Source organism: Streptomyces griseus, assembly GCF_900460065.1.
GTDB classification, from domain to species: domain Bacteria; phylum Actinomycetota; class Actinomycetes; order Streptomycetales; family Streptomycetaceae; genus Streptomyces; species Streptomyces griseus.
On sequence record NZ_UAVD01000024.1, the window covers coordinates 371584 to 387258 of the forward strand.

A 15675-nucleotide genomic window follows, 5' to 3' on the forward strand; every position below is an offset into this window, starting at 1 on the left:
CGATTCCATGGCTCTGAGCCGCTGGTCCACCGCCGGCCCTCGCCACGGTTTCGAGGTGTACGGAAACCACAAGGAGGTGGTCCGGACATGGCGGGCATCAAAGATGTCGCGGCCGAGGCGGGCGTGTCCGTCGCCACGGTGTCGCGCGTGCTCAACAGCCATCCGTCCGTCAGCGAAGAGGCGCGCGTCCGCGTCCTCGCCGCCGTCGAGACGCTCGGCTACCGGCCCAACGCGGTCGCCCGCTCGCTGCGCACCGCGCAGACCCGCACGCTCGGCCTGGTCATCAGCGATGTGCTCAACCCGTACTTCACCGAGCTGGCCCGCTTCGTCGAGGAGGAGGCCCGCGCGCTCGGCTACAGCGTCATCATCGGCAACGCCGACGAGCGGCCCGAGCTCCAGGACCACCACATCCGCACGCTCATCGACCGCAGGATCGACGGGCTCCTTGTCTCGCCCGCCGACGGCGGCTCCCCGCTGATGCGCGAGGTCGCCCTGGGCGGCACCCCGATGGTCTTCGTCGACCGCTGGATCCCCGGCATCGACGTCCCCGTCGTCCGGGCCGACGGCACGGGCGCGGTCAAGGATCTCGTCGCGCATCTGCACGGCCTCGGCCACCGCCGGCTCGCCATCATCGCCGGGCCCGCCGCCACCACCACCGGCAACGAGCGCGTCGAGGCCTTCCGGGACGCGATGCGCGAGCTCGGGCTCGCCCTGCCCGACGCCTACATCGGCCAGGGCGACTTCCAGGCGGCCAGTGGCCGCCTGGCCACCCAACGCTTCCTGGCCCTGGCCGAGCCGCCCGAGGTCGTGTTCGCCGCCGACAACCTGATGGCGCTCGGCGCGCTCGACGCGATCCGGGCCCGGGGCCTGCGGGTCCCCGACGACATCGCGCTCGCCGCCTTCGACGACATCCCGTGGTTCGTCCACACGGATCCGCCGATCACCGCCATCGCCCAGCCGACCGCCGACCTGGCGCGGGCCGCAGTGCGGGCCCTCGCCGACCGGATCGAAGGACGGACCCCGCAGTCCGTCACCCTGCCCGCCCGCCTCGTCGTACGCCGCTCGTGCGGCGGGGCCGCATCGAACCAGAGGAGCGACCGGTGACCCCACCGGAAAGGCAACTGGTGGCCGCACCAGACGAGTTGCTGCGCATCGAGGGTCTGCGCAAGACCTTCCCCGGCGTGGTGGCGCTCGACAACGTCGACTTCGACCTCCGCCGGGGCGAAGTGCACGTCCTGCTCGGCGAGAACGGCGCGGGAAAGAGCACCCTCATCAAGATGCTCTCCGGCGCCTACCGCCCCGACCACGGCCGCATCCTTGCCGAGGGGCGTGAGGTCCGCATCGAGGGCGCGCAGGACGCCGAACGGCTCGGGATCGCCACCATCTACCAGGAGTTCAACCTCGTACCCGACCTCACCGTCGCCGAGAACATCTTCCTGGGCCGACAGCCCCGCCGCTACGGGCTCGTCGACCACCGCCGGATGCGCGAGGACGCGGCAGAGCTGCTGCGCCGCGTCGGTGTCGACGTGCGACCCGACGCCAAGGTCCGTGAACTCGGCATCGCCCGCCTCCAGATGGTGGAGATCGCCAAGGCGCTGAGCCTGGAGGCGCGCGTCCTGATCATGGACGAGCCGACCGCCGTGCTCACCTCCGAGGAGGTCGACAAGCTGTTCGCGATCGTCCGCCAACTGCGCGCGGACGGCGTCGGCATCGTCTTCATCACCCACCATCTGGAGGAGATCGCCGCACTGGGCGACCGGGTGACCGTCCTCCGTGACGGGCGCAGCATCGACCAGGTCCCGGCGTCGACCCCCGAGGACGAGCTCGTCCAGCTCATGGTCGGCCGCAGCATCGAGCAGCAGTACCCGCGTGAACGCCCCGACACCGGCGACGCGTTGCTGTCGGTGCGCGGACTCACCCGCGACGGCGTCTTCCACGACATCAGCTTCGACGTGCACGCCGGCGAGGTCGTCGGCCTCGCCGGACTCGTCGGCGCCGGGCGGACGGAGGTGGCGCGCGCCGTCTTCGGGGCCGACCCGTACGACGCGGGCACCGTCGACGTACGGGGCGAACGCCTGGTCCGGCACGACGTGCCCGCCGCGATGGGCGCCGGCATCGGGCTCGTACCGGAGGACCGCAAGGGCCAGGGCCTGGTCCTCGACGCCTCCGTGCAGGAGAACCTCGGCCTGGTCACCCTGCGGTCCGCGACCCGCTCCGGGCTCGTGGACCTCAAGGGGCAGCGCACCGCCGCCGCCCGCATCGCGGAGCAGCTCGGCGTCCGCATGTCCGGCCTCGGCCAGCATGTGCGCACCCTCTCCGGCGGCAACCAGCAGAAGGTCGTCATCGGCAAGTGGCTGCTGGCCGACACCCGGGTCCTCATCCTGGACGAACCCACCCGGGGCATCGACGTCGGCGCCAAGGTCGAGATCTACCAGCTCATCAACGAACTGACCGCCTCCGGGCACGCCGTCCTGATGATCTCCAGCGATCTGCCGGAGGTCCTCGGCATGAGCGACCGGGTGCTCGTCATGGCCCAGGGCCGGATCGCCGGTGAACTCCCCGCGGCCGAAGCCACCCAGGACGCCGTCATGGCCCTCGCCGTCGGCACCCCGGCCGAGCCCCGGGGCCACACCCCCACCGAACACCCCGCACCGAAGAAGGACGAGGAGGGCCCCCGTGGCCACTGAGACAGCCAAGAGTGACGCGGGAACGGGCGGCGGAGTCTCCGTGATACGCCGCGTCCTGCTCGACAACGGCGCGCTCAGCGCCCTGGTCGTCCTGGTGGTGGCGATGTCGCTGCTCTCCGGCGACTTCCTGACCACCCAGAACCTGCTGAACGTCGGCGTCCAGGCGGCCGTCACCGCCATCCTCGCCTTCGGCGTCACCTTCGTCATCGTCTCGGCGGGCATCGACCTGTCCGTCGGCTCGGTGGCGGCCCTGTCCGCGACGGTCCTCGCCTGGTCGGCGACCTCGGCCGGCGTGCCGGTCGTGCTGGCCGTCGTGCTCGCGATCGTCACGGGCATCGCCTGCGGCTTCGTGAACGGCGCCCTCGTCTCGTACGGGAAACTCCCGCCGTTCATCGCGACGTTGGCGATGCTCTCGATCGCCCGCGGTCTCTCCCTGGTCATCTCTCAGGGCAGCCCGATCGCCTTCCCCGACTCGGTCTCGGTGCTCGGCGACACCCTCGGCGGATGGCTCCCCGTACCGGTCCTCGTGATGATCGCGATGGGTCTGGTCACGGCACTGATCCTCGGCCGCACCTTCATCGGCCGCTCGATGTACGCGATCGGCGGCAACGAGGAGGCGGCCCGGCTCTCCGGGCTCCGCGTCAAGCGCCAGAAGATCGTCATCTACGCGCTGTCCGGCCTCTTCGCCGCCGTCGCGGGCATCGTCCTGGCCTCGCGCCTCGTCTCCGCCCAGCCGCAGGCCGCCCAGGGGTACGAACTCGACGCCATCGCCGCCGTCGTCATCGGCGGGGCGAGCCTGGCCGGCGGTGTCGGCAAGGCGTCCGGCACCCTGATCGGCGCGCTGATCCTCGCCGTCCTCCGCAACGGCCTCAACCTCCTCTCCGTCTCGGCGTTCTGGCAGCAGGTCGTCATCGGCGTCGTCATCGCGCTGGCCGTCCTGCTCGACACGCTGCGCCGCAAGGCCGGTTCGGGGGCGGCCTCGTCGGCCGGAACGGCACCCGGCGCACCGGGCTCGGGGCGCAGGGGAGCGCTGAAGTTCGCCGGGGCGGCGCTCGCCGTCGCCCTCGTCGTCGGCGCGGTCTCCTACGTCAACTCCGGTTCCTCCGGGGGCACGAAGAAGGTCGGCATGTCGCTCTCCACGCTCAACAACCCCTTCTTCGTGCAGATGAAGGAGGGCGCGCAGGCGGAGGCGGAGAAGGCGGGCGTCGACCTCACCGTGACCGACGCCCAGAACGACGCCTCCCAGCAGGCCAACCAGCTCCAGAACTTCACCAGTTCCGGCGTCTCCTCGATCATCGTCAACCCGGTGGACTCGGACGCCGTCGGACCGGGCGTCCGCAGCGCCAACAAGGCGGACATCCCCGTGATCGCCGCCGACCGCGGCGTCAACAAGGCCGACACCGCCACCCTCGTCGCCTCGGACAACGTGGCGGGCGGCAAGCTCGCCGCCGACGCGCTCGCCGACAAGCTCGGCGGCAAGGGCAGCATCGTCATCCTCCAGGGCACGGCGGGCACCTCCGCCAGCCGGGAGCGCGGGGCCGGTTTCGCCGAGGGGCTGAAGGCGTACCCGGACATCAAGGTGGTCGCCAAGCAGCCCGCGGACTTCGACCGCACCAAGGGCCTCGACGTCATGACCAACCTGATCCAGTCGCACCCCGGCGTCACCGGTGTCTTCGCCGAGAACGACGAGATGGCCCTCGGCGCGGCCAAGGCCCTCGGCGCCAAGGCCGGAAAGTCCGTCTCGGTCGTCGGCTTCGACGGGACCCCGGACGGCCTGAAGGCCGTCGAGGCGGGCACGCTCTACGCGTCGGTGGCCCAACAGCCCGCCGAACTGGGGAAGATCGCGGTGCAGAACGCGGTGAAGGCCGCGAAGGACGAGAAGGTCGAGAGCACGGTGAAGGTGCCGGTCAAGGTGGTCACCCGGGAGAACGTCGCCGACTTCTCCTGACCACCACCCGGCTCGTGAACCGGCCCGCCGACCCCGGACCGACGAAAGCAGGAAGCACGCCCATGCACGACAACGCCCCCGACGACCGGTTCGACCTGCTGGTCGTCGGGTCCGCCAACGCCGACCTGGTCATCGGCGTCGAGCGCCGCCCCGCCCCCGGCGAGACGGTCCTCGGCTCCGACCTCGCCGTCCACCCGGGCGGCAAGGGAGCCAACCAGTCGCTGGCCGCCGCCCGGCTCGGCGCCAGGACGGCCCTGCTCGCCCGGGTCGGCGACGACGACCACGGACGCCTCCTGCTGGAGACCCAGCGCGCGGCGGGCGTGGACACGGACGGCGTCCTGGTCGGCGGGGCCCCCACCGGTGTCGCGCTGATCACCGTCGACCCCTCGGGCGACAACAGCATCGTGGTCTCCCCGGGCGCCAACGGCCGCCTCACCCCCGAGGACGTCCGGGTGGCGGCCCCGCTGCTGGCGGCTGCCCGGGTCATCTCCGTACAGCTGGAGATCCCGCTCGACACGGTGGCCGAGACGGTACGCGGCCGGGGGCCGGACACCCGGCTCGTCCTCAACCCGTCGCCGCCCGCCCCGCTCCCCGACGAGGTGCTCGCCGCCTGCGATCCGCTGGTGGTCAACGAGCACGAGGCGCGGTACATCCTGGGCGAGGACGCGGGGGAGGGGCCGCACGCGTGGGCGCCCGCGCTGCTCGCGCTCGGCCCGCGCTCGGTCGTCATCACCCTGGGAGCGGCCGGGGCCCTGGTGGCCGACAGCCGTACGGGATCCCTGGACCACCTGGTCAGCCCGAAGGTCGAGGCCCTCGACACGACCGGTGCCGGGGACGCGTTCACGGCGGCCCTGGCCTGGCGCCTGGGCCGCGGCGACGACCTGCGGGAGGCGGCGGCCTTCGCCGTGCGGGTGGGCGCTGCGGCGGTCACGGCACGCGGGGCGCAGGAGTCGTTCCCGACGCTGGAGGAGGTCGACGCGCTGTGAAGAAGTCGGGCATCCTCAACCGCCACCTGGCCGGCGCGATAGCCGAACTCGGCCACGGCGACACCGTTCTGGTCTGCGACGCCGGCATGCCGATCCCACCCGGCCCCCGCGTGATCGACCTGGCCTTCCGCGCCGGGACCCCCTCGTTCGCCGAGGTCCTGGACGGCCTCCTCGACGAACTGGTCGTGGAGGGCGCGACGGCCGCCGAGGAGATCCGCGACGCCAACCCGGATGCCGCGGCGCTCCTGGACGTTCACTTCCCCTGGCTGGAGGCGGTCCCGCACGACGAACTCAAGGCGCGCACGGCGGCGGCCCGCCTGGTCGTCCGGACGGGGGAGGCACGGCCGTACGCGAACGTACTGCTGCGGTGCGGGGTGTTCTTCTGAGCGATGACCCGCCGCCCGGCCCGGTCCGACGCCGGTGCGAGGACGGCACCGATCACGTCCCCCGCCGGCCCCCGGCGTGGGCGCGGGTGGCGGAGACCGGGCAGCCGGGCGGCGGCCCCGTGCCGGGGGCAGCTGCGGTCCGGGCCGCGGGTCACCCGGCGTCCACCGCCGCCACCAGCTCCGCCAGCGCCCCGGCCAGCGCGGTGAGCCCCGGTCCCGCCGGGCCGCCCGGCTCGCTCATGTAGGTGTCGCGGCGGATCTCGATCATCAGCGCGGTGACCCGGCGGTCCGTTCCGTAGTGCCGGAGGGGGACGTACGTACCCGCGAACGGGGTGTCGTGTCCGAGGCCGTCGTGGCCGACCCGGCTCCCGAACGCCGCCTCCGCCGCCGCGACAAGCTCCGGCGGGGTGTGGAACGGGTCGGTGCCCAGACAGACGGGCGGGCGGGGGCCGGCGCCGTGGAGTTCGTAGGGGAGGGGCAGGGTCGGGTACGAGTGGACGTCGATGATCACCGCACGGCCCGCGGCGGCGAGGCGCGACTCGACCGCCGCCGTCATCGCGGCGGCGTACGGGTGGAAGTACGCCTCCAGCAGGGCGGCTCGGGCCGTCTCCTGGGACCGGAGCGGTGCGCGGTGGGTGGTGCGGGTGTAGACGGCGCCCATGCCGACGGCGAGCATCTCCTCCCGCTCGTCCGGGAAGCGTTCCGGGTCGACGACCAGCCGCGAGAGGTTGTTGACGAAGCGCCACGGGGCGCTCGGAGCGAGCGCCGTCGCCGCGGCGGCCAGTTCCGCGGTGTGGGAGTCGGTGATGTGGTCGAGCTCGCGCTCCAGCGCGGCGTCGTCCAGCGTGATCCCTTCGCGCACCTGGCGCGGGATCGCGCGGGAACCGTGCGGGACGTGCAGGAGGACCGGTGAGCCGGCGGCTCCCGGGACGATCGTGAACGGCCGCTGATCACTCACGCGTGACTCCTTCGGTGTGCCCGGTTCGTTTCCGCACCAGCATCCCGGACCGCCCCCGGAGCACATCGGCGGGAGCCCGGGGACGTCGTCGTCCCCCGCCGGCGACGGGCGGTGGGGGACGACGGTGTCGGGGTGCGGCCGGGCACTGTCGTCGAACTGCCGCCGTCGCCCGAAGGGCGGCCCTGCGGGGTCAGGCGGCAGTTCGACGACAGGACCTAGCGGCCGGAACCGATCACCGGGTAGTGGTCGGAGAGGTTCGTGTAGGTGTAGTCCTTGCCCCAGCTGGACACGGTCCAGGGGGCGCTCTCCTCCTTGATCACCTCGTTCTTCCAGCCGGCCGGCCTGGCGTGACCCGTGCGGTGCAGGACGTGGTCCAGGTCCTCGCGCGGGTCGTCCGGGTAGCGCTCGGCGGCTATGGAGTTGTCGCGGGTGTCGAAGGAGTACGGGTGGCCCGTCCGGGTCTCCGGTGCGCTGAGGCCCGCGTCCGCGAGGAACGAGGCGTACTCGGCCGCGTGCCCGTCGACGTTGAAGTCGCCCGCCACGACGACCTGTTCCGAAGCCGGGATGTTCTTCGCGTCGAGGAACGCGTCCAGCTGCTTGAACTGCCGGCTGCGCACCTGCGCCGCCTGGCCCGCCGAGCAGCCGGGGTCGGTCGACTGGGCGTGGGTGCCGACGACGTGGACCCGGGCGCCGTTGACGTTCAGCACCGTGTAGGCGAAGCCCTTGTTCGAGAACCAGTCGCCGCCGCAGGCGTCCTTGAAGACGAACTGCTCCTTGCGCACGATCGGCCACTTGCTCAGGATCGTGACGCCGCCGTCCTCCGGCGTCGCCGCCGCGTAGGAGCCGCCCGTGGCGTCCCAGCCGCTCTTGCTCCGGCCGACCACCGGGGTCTGGTACGGGTACGGGGACGCGGAGTTCCGCAGCAGCGCGTCGGAGGCCCCGTTGTCGAAGGCCTCCTGGATCACCACGACGTCATTCCCCCGGAAGAACGACGTCTTCGGGATCTCGGCCGCCCGGTGGTCCTGGCCCCAGTTGGGGTACAGCGTCTTGCTGAAGATGAACGCGTTGTACGAGAGCACCCGCAGCGACGGGGTCTCGGCCGCCGCCGCCGGAGGCGCGCTCACGGCGAGCGTGGCGGTGGCGAGGGCGGCGGACAGGGCCACGCCGGTCAGGCGGCGGAACGCGGTGTTCGGCACGGGGTCTCCTGGGGTCGAGTGGGGGGGCGTACCGGTCGACCCTTATCCAAGCAGCGGGAGTTACCCACGGGTAGACATCGGGTGGCACGAGTCTGTCCGGTCGGCTGCCATCCGGCTGCCGGGCGGGCGTGTCGGCCGGTGCTCAGGCGAGGGCGCCGTACACGATGAGGTTGTCGACGGGATGGCCCTCCGCGTCGAACTCCCCGTCGCAGGTGATGAGCCGCAGCGTGCTGCCCTTCGTCGGGCCGTAGACCCTCCGGGTGGGGAACGCCTTCTTGCTGACCGTCTCCTTGCCCGTGACCGTGAACCGCAGGGTCGTGCCCGCTCCGTCGCGGACCAGTACCTCGGCGCCCTCGCGGATGTCCTTGAGGTCGTGGAAGACGGCCCGGCCGAAGCGGGTGTCGTTGTGGCCGATCAGGACGGCGGGCCCCGGTGTCCCGGGCAGGGACCCGCCGGTGTACCAGCCGGCGGTCATGCCCTTCTCCGCGGGCGGGACCTCGACCGTTCCGTCCGCGTTGAGCCCCAGCTCCATGAGCGTGCTCCGTACGCCGATCGAGGGGATGGAGACGTGAACGGGGCCGGGCCGATCCGCTTCGCCGGTGCGGGACGGCCGGGCCGATCCGGCCGACCCGGCCGTCCCGCCCGGTCCGGATGCCGCCCCGCCCCGTCCGGACGAGGCGGAGGGCGTGGCCGGCGTGGCGGAGGAGGACTCGCTCGACGAGCATCCCGCCAGGGCGAGGCAGGCCGCGGCGGCGGTCAACAGGGCGGCGGTCCGCCGGAAGCGGTGGGGTGTACGGGACGGCACAGAGGACTCCGATGTCGGGACGGGGCGGCGCGGGCCGGCGCGCGGGCGTGGCGCCGCCCCGGTGCGGGACGGCGCCACGGTCAGCGGTGGTGGGCGGTGCGGGTCAGCCGTCGAGGCCGGCCGACGCGCGGCGGCGCAGCACGATCGTGCCCACGCCGGCGAGCAGCGCGGTCCCGGCCACCGAACCGGCCAGCACCGCGGTGCCGTTGTCGCTTCCGCCGGCGGGGCGCTCACCCGCGGCGACACCGCCGCGCGGGGTCACCGCCGGGGCGGCCTCCTTCGGCGCGGGCGCGGGCGCGGGCGTGGACGAGCGGCCCTCGCCCGCCGCCACACCGCCACGCGGGGTCACCGCGGGTGCGGCCCTCTCCGGCGCGGGTGCCGGGCCCGCGTCCTTCGGGGCCTCGGAGGGGGCTTCGACGGGCTTCGCGGACAGGTCGACCGCGGCGGGCTCCGACGGCTTCGGGGTGGCGTCGGCGAAGGCGGCGGCGGACGGGACCAGCACCGCGCCGGCCGCGACGGCGGCCAGGACGGCGGCACGCAGGGTGCGGCGCGAGGGGAAAGCGGTCATACGGATGGCTCCATTCCATACTCGGCCCCGTGACCTTCCCGGATGCCGGTTCGCACCGGGGGACGGGGCATGCCGCCAGGCTGGCGTGGAGATATGAAGAAGCTGTCAGAGCGCTGTGGTCATCCCATCAGGGGCCGGACGGCCCGGTTCCGGGCAGCCGGAGGACGAACGTCGACCCTTCTCCCGCCACGCTCGCCGCGTCCACCGTGCCGCCATGGGCCTCGACCAGCTTGCGGACGATCGCGAGGCCCAGGCCGCTGCCGCCCGTACGGCGGCTGCGGGACTTCTCCGCCCGCCAGAACCGGTCGAAGACATGGGGGAGATCCTCGGCCGGGATGCCGGAACCGGTGTCCGCCACCTCGACCAGCACCGTCCCGGCCTCCTCCTCGCAGGCGTACGCGCGCAACGTCACCCGCCCGCCCTCCGGCGTGTGCCGTACGGCGTTGGACACCAGGTTGCCCACCGCCTGCCGGAGCCGGACCGGGTCGGCGCGCAGGGCCGGCCCCGGGGCGGCGCCCGCCACGGTGAGCGTGACGCCCGCGTTCTCCGCCCGCGCCTGGTGCGCGGCGGCGACCTGGCCCAGCAGCTCCCGGGCCTCGACGGGTTCGGGATGCAGCCGCAGCACTCCGGCGTCGGCGGCGGCCAGGTCCTGGAGGTCGTCGATGATGTGCTGGAGCAGCACGGCCTCCTCCAGCAGCGAGGAGACGAACGCCGGGTCGGGGTCGGCGAGTCCGTCCTGGGCCGCCTCCAGCCAGCCCCGGATGTTGCTCAGCGGGGTGCGCAGCTCATGGGCGACATCGCTCACCATGGCCTTGCGCTGCTCCTCCAGGCGTGCCCGGTGCGCGGACATGTCGTTGAACGCCGCGGCGAGCCGCCCGACCTCGTCGTCCCCCGAGACGGGCACGGACTCCGGCCGCTCCCCGTCGCGCATGCGCTGCGCGGCGCCGGTCAGGGCGTGCAGCGGGCGCACCAGCCGGGTCCCCGCGAACACCGACGCGCCCACGGTGAGGGCCAGCACGAGCGCGGCGGCCCCGGCGATCCGCGCCGTGTTGGCGGGAGACAGATCGAAGCCGGGCAGCGTCGCGCCGCCCTCGTCGCCGATGAAGAGGAGCGCGGGGGAGGACACGTAGGAGCTGAGCTGTTCGCCGCGGGCCGCGCTCACGCAGGACGCGATGGCCCGGTCGTTCTCCCCGGTGCGCTCCGGCGTCACGGACGGCTCGGTGGCCTCGGCGGGGGCGTCGCCCGGCGCCGGCGCGGGGACGGGCACCGGGACCGGCACCCGGGGCACCAGCGTTCCGTCCTCGCCCGGCGCGGACGAGGCGGACGGATCGCCCCAGGACAGGTCGCTGTCGAGCTGGACGCCCTCGCGGCCCTGGCGCTTCAGACAGGCGTCGGCCAGCCCGGTGAGCGCGTCGAGCGCCTTGCGCTCCGAGCGGGTCGGCGCGTCCAGCGCCGCGAGATCGCACCGGGTGCCCAGGGCGCGTTCGGGGTCGTTGCCCACGATCTGCACCCGGGGGCGACCGCTCGGGCCGACCACCACGTCCGAGGCGATGCCCGCCCGGTTCAGGCACTCCACCTTGCTGTCGGCGGTCCGCCGCAACGCCTTGCTGTCGGCCGTCGACAGCCGGAACGGCCCCACCGCGCGGGGGTCGATGCGGTCGGCCGCCGTGCTCCGCCCGTCGGTCCCGCGCGCGGCCAGAACGGTGTCCACGGACAACGGGTCGACCACCGCGGACGCCTGCGGCCCGAGCGCGGGGGCAGTGGCCGAGGTGGCCGAGTCGGCGAGCGGCTGCCTGCTCTGCGTGGTCAGGGCGACCCGGCGGCCCGACTCCCGGGCCAGCTCGCGCACCGTCGCACCGACCCCGTCCCAGGTCGGGTTGCGGGCGGCGTAGGCGAGCAGGGTGTCGTAGATCCGGGCGTCCGCGGTGAGGTTCTGTCCCTGCTCCTGCTTGATCGCACCCGAGGTGGTCTGCACGGCGATCCAGGCGGTGGCCGCCACCGAACAGGCGGCCACCAGCGCCGAGACGGCGAGCAGCCGCCCCAGCAGGCTCCGCCGCAGCGGCACCCGCGCCCGTCCGGCCGTCTCCCGCCGCCCGTCCCGACGCCCGCGTCGGCCTGCGGGACGGGCCGCCCCGTCCGGGCCGGGGGCGCCCGCCCCGTCGTTCTCACCGCGCACGCCGGGCCGCCTTCGCCGGGTCGGTGAGCTTGTAGCCGACGCCGAACACGGTGAGCAGGCGCTCCGGCCGCCGCGGGGCCCGCTCGATCTTCTTCCGCAGGTTCATGACGTGCACGTCGACGGTCCGCGCGCTGATGTAGCGGTCGAACCCGTGGAGCTCCTCCAGCAGCCGCTGACGGCTGAACACCCGGTCCGGCCCCGCCGCCAGGGCCGCCAGGATCCGGAACTCGCCCGGGGTGCACTCCACGGTCGCGCCGTCCACGGACACCTCGTGCCGCGCCGGGTCGACCACGAGGGCGCCGACCCGCAGGACCGGGTCCGCCGCCGCCGGCTCGGTGGCGGCGCGCCGGGTACGCCGCAGCAGGGTACGGACGCGGGCCATCAGCTCGCGCGGGCTGTAGGGCTTGGTCATGTAGTCGTCGGCACCGAGGTCCAGACCGAGCAGGAGATCGTCCTCGGTCGAGCGGGCGGTCAGCATCAGCACCGGCAGCTCGCGGTGCTCGGACCGCAGCACCCGCACCACGTCCAGGCCGTCCGCCCGGGGCATCATCACATCGAGAACGAGCAGGTCGGGTTCCCGGTGCCGGACGGCGTCGAGCGCGGCGAGGCCGTCGCCCACGACCCGTACGGCGTGTCCTTCCCGTTCCAGATAGCGGCGTACGAGCTCGGCCTGTTTCTCGTCGTCCTCGGCAACCATGACGTCAGCGCACACGCCCCGATCGTAGAGCGGCCGGATCACGGCGCGGGCCCCGGGCGGCCCCCGCGTCGTTCACGTCCCGCACGCGCCCCGGCCCGGGCCGACGCCCGCGGGCCGCCCGGCCGAGCGCCGCCACGGTGCCGACCTTGTGATCAAAGGTGTGCAGTTGTCATGGGAGAACGGGCGGAACGTGCGGTCGAATCGTCGGGAGTCCGGACGGAAATGAGCGGGAACCGCCCCGGTGGTTCACGCAACCTCCTTATAGTGGTGGCGCGTTGATCGTATGGTCGCAACGCGCGAAGCCGCCGCCCCTGGAGTCCGTACGATGACGAACCCCTCGTCCGCCACGCCCGCGTCCACGGCCGGCACCGGCGGAGGCTGCCCGGTGGGCGCCGGTACGGGCGCCGTCCCGCTCGGCGGTCCCGGCTTCCTCGCAGAGCCGCGGGAGTTCTACCGTTCCCTGCGGCGCGACCACGGGCCCGTCGTCCCCGTCGAACTGCCCGGCGGCCTTCCCGCCTGGCTGGTGATCGGCTACCGGGAACTCCACCAGGTCACCAGCGACGGGGAGATGTTCCCCCGGGACGTCTCCCTGTGGAACCAGTGGGAGAACGTCCCCGCCGACTGGCCGCTGCTGCCCATGGTGGGCACCCCCATGCCGTCCATCTACTTCACCGCCGGAGCCGAGCACCGCCGGCACGTCGACATGGTCGTACCGGCTCTCGAAGAGGCGGACCCCTTCGAAATCCGCCGGCACTGCGAGCAGTTGGCCGACCGGCTCATCGACGCCGTCTGCACCCGGGGCACCGCAGACCTGGTCGCCGAGTACGCCGAGCCGCTGCCCGTCCTCGTGCTCGCCCGGCTCGTCGGCTTCCCCGACGACGAGGGCGCCGACATCGCACGGGTGCTCAAGGACCTGGCCGACGGCGGCCCCGGCGCGCAGAAGGCGCACCTGAGCTTCGGTGAGCACATGCAGCGCCTCGTGGCGGCGAAGCGGGCGCGGCCCGGCGACGACGTGACCTCCCGGATGCTCGCCCATCCCGAACCGTTCACGGACCAGGAGTACGCGCTCGACCTGATGGCCATCACGGCCGCCGGCCACCTGACCACCGCCGACTGGATCAGCAACTCCACCCGGCTGATGCTCACCGAGGACCAGTTCGCCGACGCCCTGTCCGGCGGTCGGCACAGTGTCGCCGAGGCCATGAACGAGGTGCTCTGGGAGGACGGCCCCACCCAGATCCTGGCCGGCCGCTGGGCCGCGCGCGACGCCCGGCTCGGCGGACGGGACATCGCCCGCGGCGACATGCTGCTCCTCGGCCTCGGCGCGGCCAACGCCGACCCGCACATCCGGCAGCAGGTCACCGCCTCCGCCGTCCGCTCCGGACAGGGCGGCAACAGCGCCCACCTGGCCTTCAGCCACGGCGAGTACCGCTGCCCCTTCCCCGCCCAGGAGATCGCCGAGATCATCGCCCGCACCGGCATCGAGGTGCTGCTGGACCGGCTGCCCGACCTCGAACTGGCCGTCCCCGCCACCGAACTGGTCCGCCGGCCGTCCGCGTTCCTGCGCGGGACGACGGCCCTGCCCGTCCGCTTCACTCCCGTACGCACGACAGGAGACGCGTTGTGAACTGCCCGCACACTGCCGCCGCGCAGACCGACCCGGGCGCCGGGACCGTCGTCATCGACCCCATGGTGCAGGACCTGGACGGGGAGACCGCACGGCTGCGCGACGCCGGGGTCCTCGCCCGGATCGACCTGCTCGGCGTCCCGGCCTGGACGGTCACCCGACACGCCGAGGCGCGCCAACTCCTCCTCGACCAGCGGTTGGTGAAGGACATCGACGCCTGGGGGCTGTGGCAGAGCGGAGTGGTGACACGTGCATGGCCGCTGATCGGCATGATCGACGCGGGGCGCTCCATGTTCACCGTCGACGGAGCCGAGCACCGCCGGCTGCGCACCAAGACCTCCCAGGCACTCACCCCCCGCCGTCTGGAGGCGATCCGCCCGGAGATCGAGAAGTTCACCGACGAACTGCTGGACGCCCTCGACGCCGCACGCGGCGAGGACGGCGTCGTCGACCTGAAGTCGGTCTTCGCCCAGCCGCTGCCGATGAAGGTCGTCGGCATGCTGATGGGCGTCGACGAGTCCCAGCACGCCATGCTCACCCGGCAGTACAAGGCGTTCTTCTCCATGCTCACCCCGCAGGAGGAACGCCTCGCGCTCCTGGCCGAACTGGACGTCTTCTACACCGACCTCGTACGGGAGAAGACCGCCCGGCCCACGGACGACCTCACCAGTGCGCTGATCCTGGCCGAGGAGGGCGGCGAGCCGCTCACCGAGGAGGAGGTGGTCGGCAACCTCAAGGCCATGGTCGCCGCCGGGCACGAGACCACCATCGGCCTCGTCCTCAACGCCGTACGCGCCCTTCTCTCCCACCCCGACCAACTGCGCATGGTGCTCGCCGGGGAGGCCGGCTGGGACGCGGTGATCGAGGAGACGCTGCGCTGGGACACCCCCACCACCCACCTGCTGATGCGGTTCGCCACCGAGGACATCACCGTCGGCGACGACGTGATCCGCAAGGGTGAGGGAGTCGTCGTCTCCTACCGGGCCATCGGACGCGACGTCGGGCACCACGGCCCGGACGCCGACGCCTTCGACATCACCCGCCCCACGCGCAACCGCCACATGACCTTCGGCCACGGCCCGCACATCTGCCCCGGGGCGGCCCTCTCGCGCGTCGAGGCGGGCATCGCGCTGCCCGCTCTGTTCACGCGCTTCCCCGGACTGCGCCTCGCGGTCCCGGACGAGGAGATCACCAAGCTTCCGGTGATGACGCAGAACGACATGACGGCCTTCCCGGTCCTCCTGGGCTGACGGCGGGACCGGCGGGCCGGCGGCCGGCGTACACGGCTCTCCCCCCCCGGCCGCCGCTGCCGCGGGGGAGAGGCCGCCGCCAGCCCCTCACCGGCCCGGAGCGGGGCGCCGCCGCCGTGAGGGGAGAGAGGCCGCGGGTGGGGAAGTCAGCGCCCCGCCGGCCGCCGCCGCGTCGCCCGCCGGCCGACCGCGGCGACGGCCACCCGTCTCCGACCGGCACCGGGGAGCCCGGGGGGAGCGCCCGGGAGCCCCGCGCGCGGAGGCTTGCACGCGTGAGGCGCATCACTCTGCGTGAAATTCTCGGCATACATTCCGCCGGACCGGGGAGGGGTCCAGGCCGCTGGTGCGGCCCCACCCCGGTTCACCGCGCAGCACGCCCCGGCCGAACCGG

The 15675-nt window shown here is 73.5% G+C and carries 13 protein-coding genes; 7 read left to right on the forward strand and 6 right to left on the reverse strand.

Annotated elements, in window-relative coordinates; genetic code table 11:
* Positions 1–87: 87 nt before the first annotated feature.
* The 5 genes from DTB53_RS12145 (at position 88) to rbsD (ending at position 6007) form a co-directional block, all read left to right on the forward strand.
* On the forward strand, positions 88–1104 hold the full coding sequence (locus DTB53_RS12145; RefSeq protein ID WP_012378298.1) for a LacI family DNA-binding transcriptional regulator: 1017 nt from the start codon (positions 88–90) through the stop codon (positions 1102–1104).
* On the forward strand, positions 1101–2687 hold the full coding sequence (locus DTB53_RS12150) for a sugar ABC transporter ATP-binding protein (protein WP_003964987.1): 1587 nt from the start codon (positions 1101–1103) through the stop codon (positions 2685–2687). The genes DTB53_RS12145 and DTB53_RS12150 overlap by 4 nt, the downstream gene beginning before the upstream one ends.
* Entirely contained in the window at positions 2677–4635 is a 1959-nt protein-coding gene (locus DTB53_RS12155; RefSeq protein WP_003964986.1) for an ABC transporter permease/substrate-binding protein, read from the forward strand. The genes DTB53_RS12150 and DTB53_RS12155 overlap by 11 nt, the downstream gene beginning before the upstream one ends.
* A 62-nt stretch (positions 4636–4697) precedes the next feature.
* Positions 4698–5621: a ribokinase gene (locus DTB53_RS12160; protein ID WP_012378297.1), complete on the forward strand. Its 924-nt coding sequence runs from the start codon at positions 4698–4700 to the stop codon at positions 5619–5621.
* On the forward strand, positions 5618–6007 hold the full coding sequence (gene rbsD / locus DTB53_RS12165; protein ID WP_003964984.1) for a D-ribose pyranase: 390 nt from the start codon (positions 5618–5620) through the stop codon (positions 6005–6007). The genes DTB53_RS12160 and rbsD overlap by 4 nt, the downstream gene beginning before the upstream one ends.
* A 151-nt stretch (positions 6008–6158) precedes the next feature.
* Here the strand turns inward: rbsD and DTB53_RS12170 are convergent, their stop codons facing one another.
* From DTB53_RS12170 to DTB53_RS12195, 6 genes are all read right to left on the reverse strand, one after another.
* Positions 6159–6965 carry an N-formylglutamate amidohydrolase gene (locus tag DTB53_RS12170; protein ID WP_012378296.1) on the reverse strand — a complete coding sequence of 269 codons (807 nt, stop codon included), beginning with the start codon at positions 6963–6965 and terminating at the stop codon, positions 6159–6161.
* Positions 6966–7180: 215 nt separating this feature from the next.
* Entirely contained in the window at positions 7181–8161 is a 981-nt protein-coding gene (gene sph, locus DTB53_RS12175; protein WP_012378295.1) for a sphingomyelin phosphodiesterase, read from the reverse strand.
* Between the two features lie 142 nt (positions 8162–8303).
* Positions 8304–8966, reverse strand: a complete 663-nt coding sequence (locus DTB53_RS12180) for a class F sortase (protein ID WP_030700525.1) — start codon at positions 8964–8966, stop codon at positions 8304–8306.
* Between the two features lie 103 nt (positions 8967–9069).
* On the reverse strand, positions 9070–9534 hold the full coding sequence (locus DTB53_RS12185) for a hypothetical protein (protein ID WP_012378294.1): 465 nt from the start codon (positions 9532–9534) through the stop codon (positions 9070–9072).
* 127 nt (positions 9535–9661) lie between these two features.
* Positions 9662–11710 (reverse strand): sensor histidine kinase, encoded by a 2049-nt coding sequence (locus tag DTB53_RS12190; protein ID WP_012378293.1) that lies wholly within the window; start codon positions 11708–11710, stop codon positions 9662–9664.
* Positions 11700–12407 (reverse strand): response regulator transcription factor, encoded by a 708-nt coding sequence (locus DTB53_RS12195; protein WP_042498192.1) that lies wholly within the window; start codon positions 12405–12407, stop codon positions 11700–11702. Before DTB53_RS12195 ends, DTB53_RS12190 begins: the two co-directional genes overlap by 11 nt.
* A gap of 325 nt (positions 12408–12732) precedes the next feature.
* On the opposite strand from DTB53_RS12195, the gene DTB53_RS12200 reads away from it, so the two are divergent.
* Positions 12733–14034 carry a cytochrome P450 gene (locus tag DTB53_RS12200; protein WP_012378291.1) on the forward strand — a complete coding sequence of 434 codons (1302 nt, stop codon included), beginning with the start codon at positions 12733–12735 and terminating at the stop codon, positions 14032–14034.
* Positions 14031–15284: a cytochrome P450 family protein gene (locus DTB53_RS12205; protein WP_012378290.1), complete on the forward strand. Its 1254-nt coding sequence runs from the start codon at positions 14031–14033 to the stop codon at positions 15282–15284. Before DTB53_RS12200 ends, DTB53_RS12205 begins: the two co-directional genes overlap by 4 nt.
* Positions 15285–15675: the final 391 nt, after the last annotated feature.

Coding starts and splice junctions, on each gene's coding strand:
- DTB53_RS12160 (WP_012378297.1), top strand. CDS start 4,698: ATGCACGACAACGCCCCCGACGACCGGTTCGACCTGCTGGTCGTCGGG.
- DTB53_RS12185 (WP_012378294.1), bottom strand. CDS start 9,534: ATGACCGCTTTCCCCTCGCGCCGCACCCTGCGTGCCGCCGTCCTGGCC.
- DTB53_RS12195 (WP_042498192.1), bottom strand. CDS start 12,407: ATGGTTGCCGAGGACGACGAGAAACAGGCCGAGCTCGTACGCCGCTAT.
- DTB53_RS12145 (WP_012378298.1), top strand. CDS start 88: ATGGCGGGCATCAAAGATGTCGCGGCCGAGGCGGGCGTGTCCGTCGCC.
- DTB53_RS12200 (WP_012378291.1), top strand. CDS start 12,733: ATGACGAACCCCTCGTCCGCCACGCCCGCGTCCACGGCCGGCACCGGC.